Below are 19,007 nucleotides of genomic sequence, written 5' to 3'. Positions count from 1 at the left end.
ATTTATACAATAAAATCCGAACGATATATTTTTATTTATAACATTATTTGACAAAAACTGTACTTTAGTTTATAATAAATTAAGGAAACGTCGGAAAAGACGTAGGGATGCGAGAGCATAGGTAGGTCATTATAAAAGAAACGAGACATCAATATGTTAAATGAATTTCCAATTTTTGATTACGAAGATATTCAATTGATTCCAAATAAATGTGTGATTAAAAGCCGTGCAGAAGCGGATACAAGTGTAACTCTAGGAAAGCACACCTTTAAACTACCTGTTGTGCCAGCTAATATGCAGACGATTTTGGATGAAAATGTAGCAGAGCAACTAGCTAAAGGGGGTTACTTCTACATTATGCACCGTTTTGATGAGGCAGGACGTATTCCTTTTATTAAGCGCATGCATGAGCAAGGGCTTATTGCTTCTATCTCTGTCGGTGTTAAGGACTATGAGTATGATTTCGTTAGCCAGCTTAAGGCTGATGCTCCTGAATACATCACGATTGATATTGCCCATGGTCATGCGGATAGCGTGATTTCTATGATTCAACACATCAAGAAAGAATTACCAGATACTTTTGTCATTGCTGGAAATGTTGGAACACCAGAAGCAGTGCGTGAATTGGAAAATGCTGGTGCGGATGCTACTAAGGTCGGAATCGGTCCTGGTAAGGTTTGTATTACCAAGGTCAAGACTGGTTTTGGTACAGGTGGTTGGCAATTGGCTGCCCTTCGTTGGTGTGCCAAGGCTGCCCGTAAACCGATTATTGCTGATGGAGGGATTCGTACTCACGGCGATATTGCCAAGTCTATTCGTTTCGGTGCCAACATGGTCATGATTGGTTCCCTCTTTGCAGGACACATCGAAAGTCCAGGGAAAACGATTGAAGTTGATGGTGAACAGTTCAAAGAGTACTATGGTTCAGCTTCACAATACCAAAAAGGAGCTTATAAAAACGTCGAAGGAAAACGTATCTTGCTTCCCGCCAAAGGTCATTTGCAAGATACCCTTACTGAGATGGAACAAGACCTTCAAAGTGCTATTTCTTATGCAGGTGGACGTCAGGTTGCTGATCTTAAACACGTTGATTATGTGATCGTGAAAAACTCTATCTGGAATGGGGATGCTTCCCACTAAGACGGGCTATCTGACCAGAAAAAAACTTGTTATTAGAGCAAATTTTTGTTATAATAAAACAAGTTTCCACCCTTAGTGTAATGGATATCACGTAAGATTCCGGTTCTTGAGATGGGGGTTCGATTCCCTCAGGGTGGATGTAAACATCCTAAAAAGCCTTTAATAGGGCTTTTTTTCTATTCTGCCCTAAGTTTAACCCAAAAACTGAAAATCTTATTTTCAAGAATGTCCAGATGCTTTCCAGTCCCGTTTTAAAGTGACTCAGGGGGCTTTTTTTGATATAATAAGAAGGACTGTTATCAGTTAGAAAGAGGTTGGTATGAAAGAATTACAAACTGTACTAAAGAACCATTTTGCAATCGAATTTGCAGACAAAAATTTACTGGAAACTGCCTTTACTCATACGAGTTATGCCAATGAGCACCGCCTCTTAAAAATTTCACACAATGAGCGCTTGGAATTTTTAGGAGACGCTGTTCTACAGTTATTGATTTCAGAATATCTGTATAAAAAATATCCTAAAAAGCCTGAGGGGGATTTGTCCAAACTCCGTGCTATGATTGTCCGTGAGGAGAGTTTGGCTGGTTTTGCGCGTGATTGCCAGTTTGACCAGTTTATAAAACTTGGTAAAGGAGAAGAAAAGTCTGGTGGGCGCAATCGTGATACCATTCTTGGTGATGCTTTTGAAGCCTTTCTTGGTGCCCTTCTTTTGGATAAGGATGTGGCCAAGGTCAAGGAATTTATCTATCAAGTCATGATTCCTAAGGTTGAAGCAGGCGAATTTGAGATGATTACAGACTACAAAACCCATCTCCAAGAGTTACTTCAGGTCAATGGTGATGTGACTATTCGTTATCAAGTGATTTCTGAAACGGGTCCTGCCCATGATAAGGTCTTTGATGTAGAAGTTCTTGTCGAAGGCAAGAGTATTGGTCAAGGTCAAGGCCGTTCTAAGAAATTAGCAGAGCAGGAAGCTGCCAAAAATGCCGTTGAGAAAGGGCTGGATTCATGTATTTAAAGGAAATCGAAATTCAGGGATTCAAGTCTTTTGCTGATAAGACTAAGGTCGTCTTTGACCAAGGTGTGACGGCAGTTGTTGGACCCAATGGATCTGGAAAGTCCAATATTACAGAAAGCCTGCGATGGGCCTTAGGGGAGTCAAGTGTCAAGAGTCTCCGTGGGGGCAAGATGCCTGATGTCATTTTTGCTGGAACAGAGAGTCGCAAACCGCTTAATTATGCTTCTGTAGTTGTGACTCTGGATAATCATGACGGATTTATCAAGGATGCAGGCCAAGAAATCAGGGTAGAACGTCATATCTATCGCAGTGGAGATAGCGAATACAAGATTGACGGCAAGAAAGTCCGTCTTCGTGATATTCATGATCTTTTCTTGGATACAGGTTTGGGACGAGATTCTTTTTCTATCATTTCACAAGGCAAGGTTGAGGAGATTTTCAACTCCAAGCCTGAGGAACGCCGAGCTATTTTCGAAGAAGCTGCTGGAGTTTTGAAATACAAGACTCGCAGAAAAGAAACTGAGAGTAAACTGCAACAAACTCAGGATAATCTGAATCGTCTAGAAGACATTATCTACGAGTTGGATAATCAAATCAAGCCTCTTGAGAAGCAAGCTGAAAATGCCCGTAAGTTTTTAGACTTGGAAGGTCAACGCAAGGCTATTTATTTAGACGTGCTGGTTGCTCAAATCAAGGAAAATAAGGCTGAACTAGACTCGACAGAAGAAGAGTTGGCTCAGGTTCAGGAACTCTTGACTAGCTACTACCAAAAGCGTGAAAAATTAGAGGAAGAAAATCAGAATCTCAAGAAGCAACGCCAAGATTTACAGGCTGAAATGACCAAAGACCAAGGCAGTTTGATGGATTTGACTAGTCTGATTAGTGATTTAGAGAGAAAATTAGCCCTATCGAAACTGGAATCTGAGCAAGTAGCCCTCAATCAACAGGAAGCACAAGCTCGTTTGGCTGCTTTGGAGGATAAGAGAAATTTACTCAGCCAAGAAAAATCTGATAAAGAAAGCTCTTTAGCTCTGTTAGAGGAAAATCTAGTCCAAAATAATCAAAAACTCAATCGTTTAGAAGCTGAATTGCTAGCTTTTTCAGATGATCCTGATCAAATGATTGAGCTCTTACGCGAACGCTTTGTAGCTCTTTTACAAGAAGAAGCGGATGTCTCAAACCAACTGACCCGCATCGAGAATGAGTTGGAAAATAGTCGTCAGCTTTCTCAAAAACAAGCAGATCAATTACAAAAACTCAAAGAACAGCTGGCTACAGCTAAAGAGAAGGCTAGTCAGCAAAAGGCGGAGCTTGAAACTGCTAAGGAGCAGGTTCAAAAATTATTGGCTGACTATCAAGCTATTGCCAAGGAGCAAGAGGAGCAGAAATCTTCCTATCAAGCTCAACAAAGTCAACTATTTGACCGTCTGGATAATCTCAAAAACAAGCAGGCCAGAGCTCAGAGTTTGGAAAATATCCTGAGAAATCATAGTAACTTTTATGCAGGTGTTAAGAGTGTTCTCCAAGAAAAAGCCCGTCTTGGTGGAATTATTGGTGCTGTTAGTGAGCACCTGGCCTTTGATGTGCATTATCAAACTGCCCTAGAAATTGCGCTTGGAGCGAGTAGTCAGCACATTATTGTAGAAGATGAGAATGCGGCAACCAAGGCCATTGATTTCCTTAAACGAAACAGAGCCGGTCGTGCAACCTTCCTTCCTTTGACCACTATTAAGGCGCGTACGATTTCTAGTCAGAACCAAGATGCTATCGCTGCAAGCCCAGGCTTCCTTGGCATGGCAGATGAGTTGGTGTCGTTTGATAAGAGACTAGAAGCTATTTTCAAAAACTTGCTAGCAACGACAGCAATTTTTGATACCGTAGAACATGCGCGTGCAGCAGCTCGCCAGGTTCGTTACCAGGTTCGTATGGTGACTTTGGACGGCACGGAGTTGCGCACAGGTGGTTCCTATGCAGGTGGAGCTAATCGTCAGAACAACAGTATTTTCATCAAGCCAGAACTGGAGCAATTACAAAAAGAAATTGCTGAAGAAGAAGCAAGCTTGCGTTCAGAAGAGGCGACTTTGAAGACCTTGCAAGATGAGATGGCTAGATTGACAGAAAGATTAGAAGCCATCAAATCTCAAGGAGAGCAGGCTCGTATTCAGGAGCAAGGATTATCTCTCGCTTATCAGCAGACCAGTCAGCAAGTTGAAGAGTTAGAAACGCTTTGGAAACTCCAAGAAGAGGAATTAGATCGTCTTTCTGAGGGAGATTGGCAAGCAGATAAGGAAAAATGCCAAGAGCGCCTTGCTACAATCGCCAGTGACAAGCAAAATCTGGAAGCTGAGATTGAAGAGATTAAGTCTAACAAAAATGCCATTCAAGAACGTTATCAGAACTTGCAAGAACAGGTAGCACAAGCTCGCCTGCTTAAGACAGAACTACAAGGGCAAAAACGTTATGAAGTAGCTGATATTGAGCGTTTAGGCAAAGAATTGGACAATTTAGATATCGAACAAGAGGAAATCCAGCGCCTTCTCCAAGAAAAGGTTGATAATCTGGAGAAGGTTGATACAGAATTGCTCAGTCAGCAGGCCGAAGAAGCTAAAATTCAGAAAACAAACCTCCAACAAGGATTGATTCGTAAGCAGTTTGAGTTGGATGATATTGAAGGGCAACTGGATGATATTGCTAGTCATTTGGATCAGGCTCGCCAGCAGAACGAGGAGTGGATTCGCAAGCAAACACGTGCTGAAGCCAAGAAAGAAAAGGTCAGCGAGCGTTTGCGCCATCTACAAAGTCAATTAACAGACCAGTACCAGATTAGTTATACTGAAGCTCTAGAAAAAGCACATGAGTTGGAAAATCTCAATCTGGCGGAGCAGGAAGTTAAGGATTTAGAGAAGGCTATTCGCTCACTGGGTCCTGTCAATTTGGAAGCTATTGACCAGTACGAAGAAGTTCACAACCGTCTGGATTTCCTAAATAGTCAGCGAGATGACATTTTGTCGGCGAAAAACCTTCTCCTTGAGACCATTACAGAGATGAATGATGAGGTCAAGGAACGCTTTAAATCAACATTTGAAGCTATCCGTGAGTCCTTTAAAGTGACCTTTAAGCAGATGTTTGGCGGAGGTCAGGCGGATCTCATTTTGACTGAGGGAGACTTGCTGACAGCTGGGGTTGAGATTTCTGTCCAACCACCAGGAAAGAAAATCCAGTCTCTCAACCTCATGAGTGGTGGTGAAAAAGCCCTATCAGCTCTTGCCTTGCTCTTCTCTATTATTAGAGTTAAGACTATTCCTTTTGTTATCTTGGACGAGGTAGAGGCTGCGCTGGATGAAGCCAATGTCAAACGTTTCGGGGATTACCTCAATCGATTTGACAAGGACAGCCAGTTTATCGTTGTGACCCACCGTAAGGGAACTATGGCGGCAGCCGATTCCATCTATGGAGTGACCATGCAAGAATCAGGTGTCTCAAAAATTGTTTCGGTTAAGTTAAAAGATTTAGAAAGTATTGAAGGATGACAATTAAACTAGTAGTAACGGATATGGACGGAACCTTCCTAGATGGGAATGGATGCTTTGATATGAACCGCCTCAAGTCTCTCTTGGTTTCCTACAAGGAAAAAGGGATTTACTTTGCGGTGGCTTCGGGGCGCGGATTCCTATCTCTAGAAAAATTATTTGCTGATGTTCGTGATGACATTATTTTCATCGCGGAAAATGGCAGTTTGGTCGAATATCGAGGTCAGGACTTGTATGAAGCGACTATGTCTCGTGACTTTTATTTGACAACTTTTGAAAAGCTGAAAACGTCACCTTATGTAGATATTAATAAACTACTCTTGACGGGGAAAAAAGGCTCTTATGTGCTAGATACGGTTGATGCGACCTATTTAAAAGAGAGCCAGCATTATAATGAAAATATCCAAAAAGTAGCGAGTCTGGAAGATATTACAGATGACATTTTCAAATTTACAACCAACTTCACAGAAGAAACGCTGGATGCTGGAGAAGCTTGGGTAAACGAAAACGTTCCTGGTGTGAAGGCCATGACAACTGGCTTTGAATCCATTGATATTGTTCTGGACTATGTCGATAAGGGAGTGGCTATTGTTGAATTAGCTAAAAAACTTGGTATCACAATGGATCAGGTCATGGCTTTTGGAGACAATCTAAATGACTTGCATATGATGCAGGTTGTGGGACATCCTGTAGTTCCTGAAAATGCACGACCAGAAATTTTAGAATTAGCAGAGACTGTGATTGGTCACCATAAGGACCAGTCGGTTATCGCTTATATGGAGGGCTTATAATGGCAGATATAAAATTGATTGCATTGGACTTGGATGGGACCTTGCTGACCACTGATAAAAGGCTGACGGATCGAACCAAAGTAACCTTGAACGCTGCGCGTGATCGTGGTATCAAGGTCGTATTAACAACTGGTCGTCCCTTAAAAGCTATGGATTTCTTTCTCCATGAGCTAGGGACTGACGGACATGAAGATGAGTATACCATTACTTTTAATGGTGGTTTGGTTCAGAAAAATACAGGTGAAATTCTTGATAAGACTGTCTTTTCATACGATGATGTGGCACGCTTGTATGAGGAAACAGAGAAATTATCACTGCCTCTTGATGCTATCTCAGAAGGAACTGTTTATCAAATCCAATCGTACCAAGAAAGTCTTTATGCAAAATTCAATCCAGCATTGACCTTTGTTCCAGTGGACTTTAGAGACTTGTCTAGTCAAATGACTTACAATAAATGCGTGACTGCCTTTGCTCAAGAACCCTTGGATGCAGCCATTCAGAAGATTTCTCCAGAATTATTTGATCAATATGAAATCTTTAAATCACGTGAAATGTTGCTAGAGTGGTCACCAAAGAATGTTCATAAAGCAACAGGTTTGGCAAAACTAATCAGCCATCTTGGAATCGACCAAAGTCAAGTCATGGCCTGTGGTGACGAGGCCAATGACCTTTCTATGATTGAATGGGCAGGTCTCGGTGTTGCCATGCAAAATGCTGTTCCTGAAGTTAAGGCAGTCGCAAATGTGGTAACTCCAATGACCAATGATGAGGAAGCTGTCGCCTGGGCTATCGAAGAATATGTGCTAAAGGAGAATTAAGATATGGGATTATTTGACCGTCTATTCGGAAAAAAAGAAGAACCTAAAATCGAAGAAGTTGTAAAAGAAGCTCTGGAAAATCTTGATTTGTCAGAAGACGCTGAGCCCAGCCTTACAGAAGCTGAGGAAGTTTCTCAAGAAGAAGCAGAGGTTGAAAGTTTTGAAGAACCTGTGCTCCAAGAAGAGGAAATCCAAAAAACTGTTGAAGAAAATTATGATTCAGAGCCAGTTGTAGAAGTTCAACAAGAAGAAGTCGAAGAATTGCCAAACTCAGAAGAAGTCACAGAGGAAGAGAATCCTGAGTTTCTAGATACTGTAGAAGAAAATAATTCTGAAGTGCTTGAAGCAGAAACTCCTCAAGCAGAAGAAACCGTTCAGGAAAAATATGACCGCAGTCTCAAGAAAACTCGTACAGGATTTGGTGCTCGTTTGAATGCCTTCTTTGCTAATTTCCGCTCTGTTGACGAAGAATTTTTCGAGGAACTGGAAGAACTGCTGATTATGAGTGACGTTGGTGTCCAAGTGGCCTCAAACTTAACAGAGGAGTTACGTTACGAAGCCAAGCTTGAAAACGCCAAGAAAACGGACGTTCTTCGCCGTGTCATCATTGAGAAATTGGTTGAGCTTTATGAAAAAGGTGGCAACTACGATGAAAGAATCCACTTCCAAGATGGCTTGACAGTCATGCTCTTCGTCGGTGTGAATGGTGTTGGGAAAACAACTTCTATCGGAAAACTAGCCCACCGCTATAAGCAAGCTGGGAAGAAGGTCATGTTGGTTGCGGCAGATACCTTCCGTGCAGGGGCAGTAGCCCAACTAGCTGAATGGGGCCGTCGTGTGGACGTTCCAGTTGTGACTGGACCTGAAAAAGCTGACCCAGCCAGTGTAGTCTTTGATGGAATGGAACGTGCCGTGGCTGAAGGTATCGATATTCTCATGATTGATACTGCTGGTCGTTTGCAAAACAAGGACAACCTTATGGCTGAGCTGGAAAAGATTGGTCGTATTATCAAACGTGTTGTGCCCGAAGCTCCGCATGAAACCTTCTTGGCACTTGATGCTTCAACTGGTCAAAATGCCCTGGTACAGGCCAAAGAATTTTCAAAAATCACTCCTTTAACAGGAATTGTCTTGACTAAGATTGATGGAACTGCTCGAGGTGGTGTTGTGTTAGCCATCCGTGAAGAACTCAATATTCCTGTAAAATTGATTGGTTTTGGTGAAAAAATCGATGATATTGGAGAATTTAACTCAGAAAACTTTATGAAGGGTCTCTTGGAAGGCTTAATCTAATCAGAAACAAAAATCCTGCAAGGAACAAACTTGCAGGATATTTTTTATTCTAAACGACCATCTTGACGATAGGCGATATCTGGTTGCCAAGTCCATTCGGCACCGAATTTTTCAAGTAAGTCAAAGCTTGCTTGAGGTCCCATGCTTCCAGCTTTGTAGTCATGAAGTGGGGCACTATTTTCAGCCCAGAGCTCTTCGATACGGTCAATCAACTTCCATGACGCACCAACTTCATCCCAGTGGCTAAAGTTAGTTGAGTTGTTGTTTAGGACATCATAAATCAATTTTTCGTATGGTTCTGGAGAAGCACCAGTTGCGGTCGCATCTGTACGGTAATCAAGTGAGTTAGGAGCCAAGTTAAATTCTTCTCCTACTTGCTTCCCATTTAGGCTAAGAGAGAAGCCTTCTGTTGGTTGGATATAGATGGTCAAAATGTTTGGAGCAAGTGGTTCTCCAAAGATAGAATCCATTTGTTTAAAGACGATGTTGACATGAGTTCCTTTTTCAGTCAGACGTTTACCTGTACGGAAGAAGAAAGGAACACCACGGAAGCGATCGCTGTCTACAAAGAAAGCACCAGATGCAAAGGTTTCAGTTGTTGATTCTGGATTAACATTTGGCTCGCTACGGTAAGAGATGTATTTCATGCCATCAATCTTACCTGAACGGTATTGACCACGGATAAAGTGTTCTTTAAGTTCTTTATCAGTTGGATGATAGAGGTTTTTAAAGACCTTAATCTTTTCAGCACGAATCTCGTCCTTTGTGAAGTTTGCTGGCTTGTCCATAGCAAGGAGAGAAAGAAGTTGTAGTGTATGGTTCTGTACCATGTCGCGGAGGGCACCAGATTGGTCATAGTATCCCCCACGTTCTTCTACACCCAAGCGCTCCGCAAAGGTAATTTGAACATTGTCGATAAAGTCCTTATTCCAAACGTTTTCAAAGATCAGGTTGGCAAAGCGAACTGCAAAGATGCTTTGGATCATTTCCTTACCAAGATAATGGTCAATACGGAAAATTTGTTCTTCGTCAAATGTTGCTAGGAGTTCGTCATTCAACTTGCTTGCGCTTGCGTAATCTGTACCAAATGGTTTTTCAACGATTAAACGCTCAAAACCTTTACCGTCTACGATGTTTTCAGACTTGAGATGTTTGGCAATAGTTCCAAAGAACTGAGGTGCCATAGACAAGAAGAAGAGCTTGTTGTGTTCAGCTTGGTACTTGTCATTTAGTTCAGCCTGCAATTGACGTAAAGCGATGTAGTGCTCTGTATCATTGACATCATGACTTTGATAGTAGAAGTGACTAGCGAACTTTTGAGCCTGTTCGGTACTATCTGCCAAATCAAGGATAGATTCGACTACAACAGATTCAAAATATTCCTTGCTCCAAGGACGACGGGCAGTTCCAATGACAGCAAAGTGCTCGGAAAGATTGCCGGATTTATATAGTCTAAAAAGGGAAGGGTAGAGCTTGCGTTTAGCCAGGTCTCCACTCGCACCGAAAATTGTAGCAATAACCTTAGATGACATCTAGCTACCTAATTTCTATTTTTATTCCTAGTCTTGCTAGGTATGAGGAAATCTCATTTCATAAACTTAATTCTAACATAATTTTCCGAAAAATCAAAAAATCCAATACGAGATAGAAAAAAACTGCAAGGAAATCCTTACAGTTTAAGTTTAAACGTTTAAGACCTTGTCCAAGAAATCTTTCAGACGAGGGTGCTGAGGGTTATCAAAGATTTGGTCAGGTGTTCCGTCTTCTAGGAACTCGCCATCTGCAGTAAAGATAACGCGGTCGGCAACCTGACGGGCAAATCCCATCTCATGGGTTACGATAATCATGGTCATGCCTTGTTTAGCCAAGTCTTTCATAACGTTTAGTACGTCTCCAACCATTTCAGGATCAAGGGCAGAAGTTGGTTCATCAAAGAGCATGATGTCTGGATTCATTGCAAGTCCACGAGCGATGGCCACACGTTGTTTTTGACCACCTGATAGGCTATCTGGGTTGGCATTAGCTTTATCTACTAACCCAACCTTGTCAAGCAACTCCATCCCCAATTTCTCAGCTTCTTCCTTAGTCATCAACTTGTGCTCAATAGGAGCAAAAGTAATGTTGTCCAAAACAGACATATGAGGGAAGAGGTTGAAGTGTTGGAAAACCATTCCGATATTTTCACGGACGTGGTCAACGTTGGTTGTTTTTTCAGTTAAGTCATAACCGTTCACAGTGATGTGACCACTAGTAACTTCTTCTAAAAGATTGAGGCTACGGAGGAAGGTTGATTTACCAGAACCCGAAGGGCCGATGATACAAACAACATCTCCTTCATAGAATTTAGTCGTAATTCCTTTTAGGACTTCATTTTTTCCGTAGCTTTTGTGTAAATCAGTTACATCAATTTTTAATTTTGCCATTAATGAATCCTCTTTTCTAAGCGTTTCGCTAGTTTAGTCAAAAGCGTGATAATTACAAGATAGAAGATAGCAAGGATTGCATACATCTTGAAACTTTGGTAGTTACGGGCAATGATAATCTTACCAGTTTGGAAGAGTTCAACCAAACCGATAGCAGAAACGATGGTTGTATCTTTAAGAGCGATAACGAATTGGTTGACAAAGTTTGGCAACATCAATTTAGTTGCTTGTGGCAAGATAATCTTACGCATTGTTTTTCCATAAGAGATACCCAAGCTTCGGCTGGCTTCCATTTGTCCAACTGGAACGGCTTGAATACCACCACGAACAATCTCAGCGATATAAGCGGCTGCATTGAGCGATAGGGCAATAGTACCAGCTACAAAGTCGTTAATTGGACTTTGTTGGCCTGTGATGGACTCGATGAAGTTTGGAATTCCCCAGAAGATGAAGGCTGCAAGAATCATCAATGGGATACCACGAATGACATCAACGAAAATTTCAGAGATGACACGGAGAGATTTGTATGGGCTAACGCTAAACATACCGAAGATAATCCCGATGACAATGGCAATAGCAAATGAGATAAGAGCTAGAGCAAGAGTGATACCAAGACCGCTAAGGAGTTGTTTGTAGTTGTTTTGAAGCAAGCCCCAGATAGTTGTTTCGTCAACAGTGCTTGTTGGAGTAGTTGAAGATTCGCTAGCTAGGTATTTGTCAAGAATCTTTTGGAATTCACCGTTTGCTTTAAGGTTTGCAAGTCCGTTATTGAACATTTCAATCAATTCTGGATTTGTGCCTTTTTTAACGGCAAAGGCTGTTTCTCCAATTGGACTTCCAGGGATTGGTGTTTTCAATTTTTGACCTTGGCTGATAGAATATTTGAGAACAGGTTCATCATCCATAACAGCATCAATGGCACCAGTGTTTAAACTGTCATACATTGATGAACCATCAGCGAAGGTTTTAATTTGATAACCGTATTTGCTTTGATTTTCTGTTAGGAAGGTTTGAGAAGCAGTTCCGTTTTTAACACCGACCGTCTTCCCTTTCAAATCTTCATAAGAAGCAATGGTACTTGATTCTTTGACGCCGAGGATTGTGTTTGCAGTGTAGTATGAATCTGAGAAATCAAAAGTAGCCTTACGAGCATCTGTGACAGACATACCAGCAATGATACCATCTGCTTGACCAGCTTGGACAGCGTTAATAGCAGCATCGAAACCAGGGTTGATGATTTCAATTTCAAAACCTTGGTCTTTAGCGATTGCCTTAATCAATTCCATATCAATACCAGTGTATTGGTTGCTTGAATTTTGGAAAACAAAAGGTGCAAAAGAAGAATCGCTGGCAATGATGTATTTAGCTTTAACAGGAATGGCTTTTAAGCCTGCTAGAGTAGTTGTAGTTGGCACTGCTGAAGATGATGAAGCAGTCCATTTCTTGATGATTTTATCAAGACTACCATCTTTTTTCATTTCAGCCAAGGCTTGGTTAAATTCAGTAACTAGGTGCTCGTATTTGCTTCCTTTTTTAACACCGAAAGCAAAACTCCCTACAGCTTCACCATCCATTTCAATATGGAGGTCTTGACCTTGGTTAATGGCATACTCGATAACAGGTTTATCATCCATCATGGCATCAATTGAACCAGCACTTAAGCTGTTGTTCATCAAATCACCAGTGTCAAATGTTTTAATAGTAAAGCCGTATTTATCTTTAATCGTTTCTAGGAAACGTTGAGCGGCTGTTCCGTTTTTAACACCAACAGTTTTACCAGACAATTGGTCGTACTGACTAATCTTGTGTGCCTTTGTAGTTGCAATGACAACTTTTGTATCATAGTAAGTATCAGACATGGTGAAGACTTTTTCACGTTCTTTCGTCTTTGTCATCCCTGCCATGATAGCGTCAGCTTGACCAGCTTGAACCGCATTGACCGCTGCGTCAAATCCAGGATAAGACATCTGAATGTTCCATCCTTTAATCTCAGCGACTTTGTTGATAATGTCAACATCAATTCCTTTATAAGTTTGATCTGAATCTTTAAACTCAAAAGGTGCATAGGCGGTATCAGAAACAATCTTAATCGTTTCAGCTTTGGCAATACCTAATGAGAAAATTGGGAATAAAATTAGCAAAAATGCTAGAAATTTTTTCTTCATTTTTAGTCTCCTTTTACGAATATTCTCCCATTATATCAGAAAAAGTAAAAAAAGGCAAATTTTTATATTTTTTGTGTCAGAAAATATAACATTGATTTTTTCTTTTCTTTCTTGAATTGCTACTATAAAGTGCTATAATAATAGTATATAATAGAAGAAAAGAGGACGGGGATATGAAGAACAAAAGAATATTTAAAGACTTCCAAGCTTCAAAAATGAGTTTAAACATTTACACAAGCCCCTTGTTAGCCTTTGCTTTTGTCTTCATAGGAGAGTTTGTGGCTTTTACTCTGTATGGTATTAGTTTGTTAGCTCTCATCGGACTTTTTAGAAATTTTGGAGAGGCTGGTCAAAATCTTGCAAGCTACTTACAGACCTTGCATCAGAGCTTGATGGATAAAACAAGTGACTTTCATTTAATTTTAGATTTACTGGCCTTTGGTTTTATTCTCAACACTGTGTTCAGATGGACTAGAAAAGTTGAGAAAAGACCTATTCGAACTTTAGGATTTTATAGAGAGAATTTCCTCAGCAATCTCCTTAAGGGATTTGGTCTAGGCCTGGCACTTTTTCTTCTGACCTTGTTAGGTTTAGTAGCTTTAGGGCAATATCGTTTTGAGTCCATTCACTTGAATCCTTATTCGCTTGCCTTTGTCATTTTTACCATTCCATTTTGGATTTTACAGGGGACAGCAGAAGAAGTGGTGGCCCGTACTTGGCTCCTTCCTCAATTGGCCTCAAGAACCAATCTAAAACTTGCTGTTCTTATATCTAGCCTATTCTTTACTTTGCTTCATGCTGGGAATTCTGGTCTTACACCTTTATCTCTAGTGAATCTCTTTTTATTCGGAGTTGCCATGTCACTTTACCTCCTCAAAACAGATATAGTTTGGGGTATTGCAGGTATTCATGGCGCCTGGAATTTTGCTCAAGGAAATCTGTTTGGGATTTTAGTTAGTGGTCAACCATCAGGAACGTCTCTGATGACCTTTTTACCACAAGGCAATCAAGGCTGGTTATCAGGAGGATCTTTTGGGATTGAAGGTTCTATCATGACAAGTCTGGTTTTACTACTGCTGATTGTTTATCTCGCTTACCAATTAAAGAAAGAAAATGAAAGGATGTGACTTGGGTCCGTCCTTTTCTTCGTGAAAATGCTATAAGTATGCTAAAATAGGAATAGCACATGGAGAGAGGATTCTTATGATCAATCGCATTACAGATAATCAATTTAAACTAGTATCAAAATATCAACCTTCAGGAGACCAACCTCAAGCTATCGAACAGTTGGTAGATAATATCGAGGGGGGCGAAAAAGCACAGATTCTGATGGGGGCGACCGGAACAGGGAAGACCTATACCATGAGTCAAGTCATTTCCAAAGTCAATAAACCAACTCTGGTTATTGCCCACAATAAAACTCTAGCAGGCCAGCTCTATGGGGAGTTTAAGGAGTTTTTTCCTGAAAATGCCGTTGAGTACTTTGTGTCTTACTATGATTATTACCAGCCAGAAGCTTATGTCCCTTCTAGCGACACCTATATTGAAAAGGACAGCTCTGTCAATGACGAGATTGATAAGCTCCGACACTCAGCGACTTCAGCCCTTTTGGAGCGCAATGATGTTATTGTCGTGGCTTCAGTCTCTTGTATTTATGGTCTAGGTTCGCCCAAGGAATACGCTGATAGTGTCGTGAGTCTCCGTCCGGGTCTAGAGATTTCTCGTGATAAACTCTTGAATGACTTAGTTGATATCCAGTTTGAACGTAATGATATTGATTTCCAACGGGGAAGATTTCGTGTGCGTGGGGATGTGGTGGAGATTTTCCCTGCTTCCCGTGATGAGCACGCTTTTCGAGTAGAATTTTTTGGAGACGAAATTGACCGTATTCGTGAAGTGGAGGCTCTGACAGGCCAGGTATTGGGAGAAGTGGATCATTTAGCGATTTTCCCAGCTACTCACTTTGTGACCAATGACGACCACATGGAAGTGGCCATTGCTAAAATTCAGACTGAGTTGGAAGAGCAGTTAGCTGTCTTTGAGAATGAGGGCAAACTGTTAGAAGCCCAGCGTTTGAAACAGCGGACAGAGTACGATATCGAAATGCTGCGTGAGATGGGCTATACCAACGGGGTTGAAAACTATTCACGCCACATGGATGGACGGAGTGAGGGTGAGCCTCCTTACACGCTTCTCGACTTCTTTCCAGATGATTTCTTGATTATGATTGACGAGAGTCACATGACCATGGGACAAATCAAAGGCATGTACAATGGAGACCGTTCGCGTAAAGAAATGCTGGTTAATTATGGTTTCCGCTTGCCGTCTGCCTTGGACAATCGACCTTTACGTCGTGAAGAGTTTGAAAGCCATGTGCATCAGATTGTTTACGTTTCAGCAACACCAGGCGACTATGAAAATGAACAGACCGAGACAGTGATTGAGCAAATCATTCGTCCGACGGGACTTTTGGATCCTGAAGTGGAAGTCCGTCCGACTATGGGACAGATTGATGACCTATTAGGTGAAATTAATGCCCGTGTTGAGAAGAACGAACGAACCTTTATCACCACCTTGACCAAGAAAATGGCAGAGGATTTAACCGACTACTTTAAAGAAATGGGCATTAAGGTCAAGTACATGCACTCAGATATCAAGACTTTAGAGCGGACAGAGATCATCCGTGACTTGCGCTTGGGTGTCTTTGATGTCTTGGTCGGAATCAATCTGCTCCGTGAAGGGATTGACGTTCCTGAAGTAAGCTTGGTAGCTATTCTCGATGCTGATAAGGAAGGTTTCCTTCGTAACGAACGTGGACTCATCCAGACCATTGGCCGCGCTGCTCGTAATAGCGAAGGGCATGTCATCATGTATGCGGATACGGTTACCCAGTCTATGCAACGTGCCATTGATGAAACGGCCCGCCGTCGGAAAATCCAGATGGCTTATAATGAAGAACATGGTATCGTACCACAAACAATCAAAAAAGAAATCCGTGATCTGATTGCTGTGACCAAAGCAGTTGCTAAGGAAGAAAACAAGGAAGTCGATATCAATAGTCTTAATAAACAAGAACGCAAAGAACTGGTCAAGAAACTAGAGAAACAAATGCAAGAAGCCGTTGAAGTGCTTGACTTTGAACTAGCAGCTCAGATTCGTGATATGATGCTGGAAGTCAAGGCCTTGGATTAGGGGAATAGTATGATTTATTTAAGAAAGTTAAAGAAAGAAGATTTGATGTCTTTATGGGAAATGGCTTATTCACAGCTTAATCCAGTTTGGAAACAGTATGATGCTCCCTATTATGATGATTATCAGTATTTTTCAAATTTTAAAGAATTCGAACTACAAAAATCAGAATCCATTTTAAGCAACTCAAATCGCCTTGGTATTTTTGTTGATGATAAACTAGTTGGGACTGTTTCGCGTTATTGGGTATGTAAAGAAACAAGATGGATGGAATTGGGAATTGGTATTTATGATAAAAAATTCTGGAACACTGGTATTGGGAAAGTTGCTATGTTGCAGTGGATAGATAGGACGTTTCAGGATTACTTGGAGTTGGAGCATCTGGGTTTGACAACTTGGTCAGGAAATCTTGGTATGATGAAACTTGCTGAAAAATTAAGAATGAAAAAAGAAGCTCATATTCCAAAAGTTCGTTATTATCAAGGTAAATATTTTGATAGTATTAAATATGGTATTTTGAGAGAAGACTGGGAGAAAATAAATGACGGTTGTTATCAAATCAATGGAAACTCCTGAAGAGATAGAAGGTAAATCCCTTGTTCACTGGCAAACGTGGAGAGAGGCTTATGATGACCTTTTGCCTGCAGAATTTCAGGAGACAATGACATTAGAAAGATGTCGACTCTTTAGTCAAAAGTATCCAGAAAATACATTGATTGCGATAGATGACCTGAAGGTAGTTGGTTTTATCAGTTATGGTAATTTTCGTGATGAGACTATTCAAGCTGGTGAAATCATTGCTTTATATGTTTTAAAAGACTATTACGGAAAAGGCATTGCACAAAAGTTAGTGAAAGCAGCTTTGACTGCTCTGGATCATTTTTCTGAAATTTTCTTATGGGTATTGAAAGATAATAAGCGAGCCATTGCTTTCTATCAAAAAATGGGTTTTACTTTTGATGGACAAGAAAAGATACTTGAACTTGGAAAGCCCATAAAGGAAAAACGGATGGTATTCTATTCTAAATAATTCTAAAAAGTAAAAGCTAATGGTACTGGTACCAAGTCTAAAAATTTAATAAATTAGAAAGTGAGTAAATTTATGTCCCGTTCCCAATTAACGATTTTAACCAATATTTGTCTGATTGAAGATCTCGAAACTCAGCGCGTGGTAATGCAGTATCGCTCTCCTGAAACTAATCGCTGGTCAGGTTATGCCTTTCCAGGAGGCCATGTAGAAAACGGTGAGTCTTTCGCAGAGTCTGTCATTCGTGAAATCTATGAAGAAACAGGGTTGACTATCCAAAATCCTCAACTTGTCGGCATTAAAAATTGGCCACTAGATACAGGTGATACAGGTGGGCGCTATATTGTCGTTTGTTATAAGGCAACTGATTTCTCTGGTACCCTTCGCTCTTCAGATGAAGGAGAAGTTTCTTGGATACAAAAAGACCAGATTCCAAACTTGGATCTGGCCTATGATATGTTACCCTTGATGGAGATGATGGAAGCTCCGGACAAATCTGAATTTTTCTACCCTCGCCGTACAGAAGACGATTGGGAAAAGAAAATTTTCTAGTCTTTTACTAAATAACCTAGCTGATCCAAGGCCTCCTCAATATAGTGGAGGTCTTGTTGTGTTTCGGCTTCGACTAGGTGGTAATGGACACCATCTGTCAATTCAGATAAAGGTTTAAAATCAGAATGCTCGACTTGTTCTAGAAAATGTTGAACATCTCGTCGGCAAGACAGTTTCAGCAAGGTTTCAATTTCTCCATAAACGGGATGGTCAATCAAGGTATTTTGAACACGCCCACCATTATCAACGATAGCAAGGAGTTCTTGACCGATTTCTTCAACTTCATGTTTCACTTTGAAAAGTTTGTGAACATAAGGATTGGTTTCAATTTGCTTATAGATGTAGCCACGATTGGTGGATAGGATAGGAGCGCCATCGGCTCTTAAAATTGCAATGTCCTGTACAATGACCTGACGTGTGACATGAAAATGTTCCGCCAAACTTTGGCCATTGAGGGTTTTAGGAGTTTCTTCCAAGAGTTGGAGAAGGGCTTGTTTGCGATCTTTTGTCATAGTTCTTCCTTTTAACGGCGTTTTCGAAGCACTTTATAGACAGCTAGTGCTAATGTATAGTCTACCATACTATGGATAATTGTACCAAATCCAACTAGCACAAATAGAACATAAAACATATTTTCTACATTGGTACCGGAAGTTGCATAAAAAACGACACAAGCCAATACTTCAGCAAGGGCATGGACAAGCGCTAACACAAAGTTGAAAATCCAGGAAGCTTTTGGTTTATCTAGGGTATCGGGGAATTTTTGTAGGTAAAGAGCCCCCAAAGTCCCAAAAAAGATATGGGAAAAAGCTCGAAATACGATAACCATAGGATAGCCAGCCATCAAAAATCCAAAACTTGAGGCTATGATGACAAAAATTGCCATCAAGGGCGACAAGAACATGGCAATAAAAATAGCGATGTGGCTTCCTAAAGTATAGGAAGCAGGTGGAATGACAATCTTGAAAGGCATAACAATTGGAATCAAAATTGCAATAGCCGTTAAGAGGGCAGTCATTGTCATAAATTGTGTCTTTTTCCGTGTGTTCATAAGAATCTCC

The 19,007-nt window shown here is 40.8% G+C and carries 16 protein-coding genes and 1 tRNA gene; 12 read left to right on the top strand and 5 right to left on the bottom strand.

The genetic code is table 11. The annotated features are described in order from the left end of the window. The first annotated feature begins 153 nt into the window (after positions 1 to 153). From SMI_RS06140 to ftsY, 7 genes are all read left to right on the top strand, one after another. Entirely contained in the window at positions 154 to 1,140 is a 987-nt protein-coding gene (locus SMI_RS06140; protein ID WP_000931141.1) for a GMP reductase, read from the top strand. 66 nt (positions 1,141 to 1,206) lie between these two features. Then, positions 1,207 to 1,278: transfer RNA gene (locus SMI_RS06135), tRNA-Arg, on the top strand. 181 nt (positions 1,279 to 1,459) lie between these two features. Beyond that, a complete protein-coding gene (gene rnc, locus SMI_RS06130; RefSeq protein WP_000661489.1) occupies positions 1,460 to 2,158 on the top strand; it encodes a ribonuclease III in 699 nt (232 codons plus the stop codon). After that, complete coding sequence (smc, locus tag SMI_RS06125) at positions 2,149 to 5,688, top strand: chromosome segregation protein SMC (RefSeq protein WP_000280953.1); 3,540 nt, start codon at positions 2,149 to 2,151, stop codon at positions 5,686 to 5,688. The genes rnc and smc overlap by 10 nt, the downstream gene beginning before the upstream one ends. After that, positions 5,685 to 6,479 (top strand): Cof-type HAD-IIB family hydrolase, encoded by a 795-nt coding sequence (locus SMI_RS06120; protein ID WP_000153046.1) that lies wholly within the window; start codon positions 5,685 to 5,687, stop codon positions 6,477 to 6,479. Before smc ends, SMI_RS06120 begins: the two co-directional genes overlap by 4 nt. After that, positions 6,479 to 7,297: a Cof-type HAD-IIB family hydrolase gene (locus SMI_RS06115; RefSeq protein ID WP_000763469.1), complete on the top strand. Its 819-nt coding sequence runs from the start codon at positions 6,479 to 6,481 to the stop codon at positions 7,295 to 7,297. Before SMI_RS06120 ends, SMI_RS06115 begins: the two co-directional genes overlap by 1 nt. Before the next feature lie 3 nt (positions 7,298 to 7,300). Then, complete coding sequence (gene ftsY, locus SMI_RS06110) at positions 7,301 to 8,590, top strand: signal recognition particle-docking protein FtsY (protein ID WP_000522298.1); 1,290 nt, start codon at positions 7,301 to 7,303, stop codon at positions 8,588 to 8,590. Between the two features lie 44 nt (positions 8,591 to 8,634). Here ftsY and zwf read toward each other — a convergent pair whose 3' ends face one another. The 3 genes from zwf to SMI_RS06095 all read right to left on the bottom strand — a co-directional run bounded on the left by zwf (position 8,635) and on the right by SMI_RS06095 (position 13,178). Beyond that, positions 8,635 to 10,122 (bottom strand): glucose-6-phosphate dehydrogenase, encoded by a 1,488-nt coding sequence (gene zwf / locus SMI_RS06105; protein ID WP_000096094.1) that lies wholly within the window; start codon positions 10,120 to 10,122, stop codon positions 8,635 to 8,637. 150 nt (positions 10,123 to 10,272) lie between these two features. Next, on the bottom strand, positions 10,273 to 11,013 hold the full coding sequence (locus SMI_RS06100; RefSeq protein ID WP_001096340.1) for an amino acid ABC transporter ATP-binding protein: 741 nt from the start codon (positions 11,011 to 11,013) through the stop codon (positions 10,273 to 10,275). After that, on the bottom strand, positions 11,013 to 13,178 hold the full coding sequence (locus tag SMI_RS06095) for an ABC transporter substrate-binding protein/permease (protein WP_000726251.1): 2,166 nt from the start codon (positions 13,176 to 13,178) through the stop codon (positions 11,013 to 11,015). The genes SMI_RS06100 and SMI_RS06095 overlap by 1 nt, the downstream gene beginning before the upstream one ends. A 173-nt stretch (positions 13,179 to 13,351) precedes the next feature. Between SMI_RS06095 and SMI_RS06090 the strand changes: the two genes are divergently transcribed. The 5 genes from SMI_RS06090 to SMI_RS06070 all read left to right on the top strand — a co-directional run bounded on the left by SMI_RS06090 (position 13,352) and on the right by SMI_RS06070 (position 17,946). Beyond that, entirely contained in the window at positions 13,352 to 14,305 is a 954-nt protein-coding gene (locus SMI_RS06090) for a CPBP family intramembrane glutamic endopeptidase (protein ID WP_000792106.1), read from the top strand. Between the two features lie 76 nt (positions 14,306 to 14,381). Further along, positions 14,382 to 16,370 (top strand): excinuclease ABC subunit UvrB, encoded by a 1,989-nt coding sequence (gene uvrB, locus SMI_RS06085; protein ID WP_000610431.1) that lies wholly within the window; start codon positions 14,382 to 14,384, stop codon positions 16,368 to 16,370. Positions 16,371 to 16,379: 9 nt separating this feature from the next. Beyond that, the gene (locus SMI_RS06080) at positions 16,380 to 16,943 is read left to right on the top strand and encodes a GNAT family N-acetyltransferase (RefSeq protein WP_000639830.1); all 564 of its coding nucleotides are present in this window, start codon (positions 16,380 to 16,382) and stop codon (positions 16,941 to 16,943) included. Further along, positions 16,909 to 17,397, top strand: a complete 489-nt coding sequence (locus SMI_RS06075; RefSeq protein ID WP_000219330.1) for a GNAT family N-acetyltransferase — start codon at positions 16,909 to 16,911, stop codon at positions 17,395 to 17,397. Before SMI_RS06080 ends, SMI_RS06075 begins: the two co-directional genes overlap by 35 nt. Positions 17,398 to 17,469: 72 nt before the next feature. Further along, positions 17,470 to 17,946 (top strand): 8-oxo-dGTP diphosphatase, encoded by a 477-nt coding sequence (locus SMI_RS06070; protein WP_000091550.1) that lies wholly within the window; start codon positions 17,470 to 17,472, stop codon positions 17,944 to 17,946. Here SMI_RS06070 and SMI_RS06065 read toward each other — a convergent pair. Both SMI_RS06065 and SMI_RS06060 read right to left on the bottom strand, forming a co-directional pair. Further along, on the bottom strand, positions 17,943 to 18,458 hold the full coding sequence (locus SMI_RS06065) for a transcription repressor NadR (protein ID WP_000159166.1): 516 nt from the start codon (positions 18,456 to 18,458) through the stop codon (positions 17,943 to 17,945). The two genes, SMI_RS06070 and SMI_RS06065, sit on opposite strands and share 4 nt — an antisense overlap. Positions 18,459 to 18,469: 11 nt before the next feature. Continuing rightward, on the bottom strand, positions 18,470 to 18,997 hold the full coding sequence (locus tag SMI_RS06060; protein ID WP_001097388.1) for an ECF transporter S component: 528 nt from the start codon (positions 18,995 to 18,997) through the stop codon (positions 18,470 to 18,472). Positions 18,998 to 19,007: the final 10 nt, after the last annotated feature.

Origin of the sequence: Streptococcus mitis B6, assembly GCF_000027165.1 — a bacterium.
Classification (GTDB): Bacteria; Bacillota; Bacilli; order Lactobacillales; family Streptococcaceae; genus Streptococcus; species Streptococcus mitis_AR.
Note: the sequence above shows the minus strand (reverse complement) of the source record. Positions and strands in the feature narration are given on the sequence as shown.

Excerpts from the sequence above, each read along its gene's own strand:
- SMI_RS06140 (WP_000931141.1), top strand. The coding sequence starts at position 154 with ATGTTAAATGAATTTCCAATTTTTGATTACGAAGATATTCAATTGATT.
- rnc (WP_000661489.1), top strand. The coding sequence starts at position 1,460 with ATGAAAGAATTACAAACTGTACTAAAGAACCATTTTGCAATCGAATTT.
- smc (WP_000280953.1), top strand. The coding sequence starts at position 2,149 with ATGTATTTAAAGGAAATCGAAATTCAGGGATTCAAGTCTTTTGCTGAT.
- SMI_RS06120 (WP_000153046.1), top strand. The coding sequence starts at position 5,685 with ATGACAATTAAACTAGTAGTAACGGATATGGACGGAACCTTCCTAGAT.
- SMI_RS06115 (WP_000763469.1), top strand. The coding sequence starts at position 6,479 with ATGGCAGATATAAAATTGATTGCATTGGACTTGGATGGGACCTTGCTG.
- ftsY (WP_000522298.1), top strand. The coding sequence starts at position 7,301 with ATGGGATTATTTGACCGTCTATTCGGAAAAAAAGAAGAACCTAAAATC.
- zwf (WP_000096094.1), bottom strand. The coding sequence starts at position 10,122 with ATGTCATCTAAGGTTATTGCTACAATTTTCGGTGCGAGTGGAGACCTG.
- SMI_RS06100 (WP_001096340.1), bottom strand. The coding sequence starts at position 11,013 with ATGGCAAAATTAAAAATTGATGTAACTGATTTACACAAAAGCTACGGA.
- SMI_RS06095 (WP_000726251.1), bottom strand. The coding sequence starts at position 13,178 with ATGAAGAAAAAATTTCTAGCATTTTTGCTAATTTTATTCCCAATTTTC.
- SMI_RS06090 (WP_000792106.1), top strand. The coding sequence starts at position 13,352 with ATGAAGAACAAAAGAATATTTAAAGACTTCCAAGCTTCAAAAATGAGT.
- uvrB (WP_000610431.1), top strand. The coding sequence starts at position 14,382 with ATGATCAATCGCATTACAGATAATCAATTTAAACTAGTATCAAAATAT.
- SMI_RS06080 (WP_000639830.1), top strand. The coding sequence starts at position 16,380 with ATGATTTATTTAAGAAAGTTAAAGAAAGAAGATTTGATGTCTTTATGG.
- SMI_RS06075 (WP_000219330.1), top strand. The coding sequence starts at position 16,909 with ATGACGGTTGTTATCAAATCAATGGAAACTCCTGAAGAGATAGAAGGT.
- SMI_RS06070 (WP_000091550.1), top strand. The coding sequence starts at position 17,470 with ATGTCCCGTTCCCAATTAACGATTTTAACCAATATTTGTCTGATTGAA.
- SMI_RS06065 (WP_000159166.1), bottom strand. The coding sequence starts at position 18,458 with ATGACAAAAGATCGCAAACAAGCCCTTCTCCAACTCTTGGAAGAAACT.
- SMI_RS06060 (WP_001097388.1), bottom strand. The coding sequence starts at position 18,997 with ATGAACACACGGAAAAAGACACAATTTATGACAATGACTGCCCTCTTA.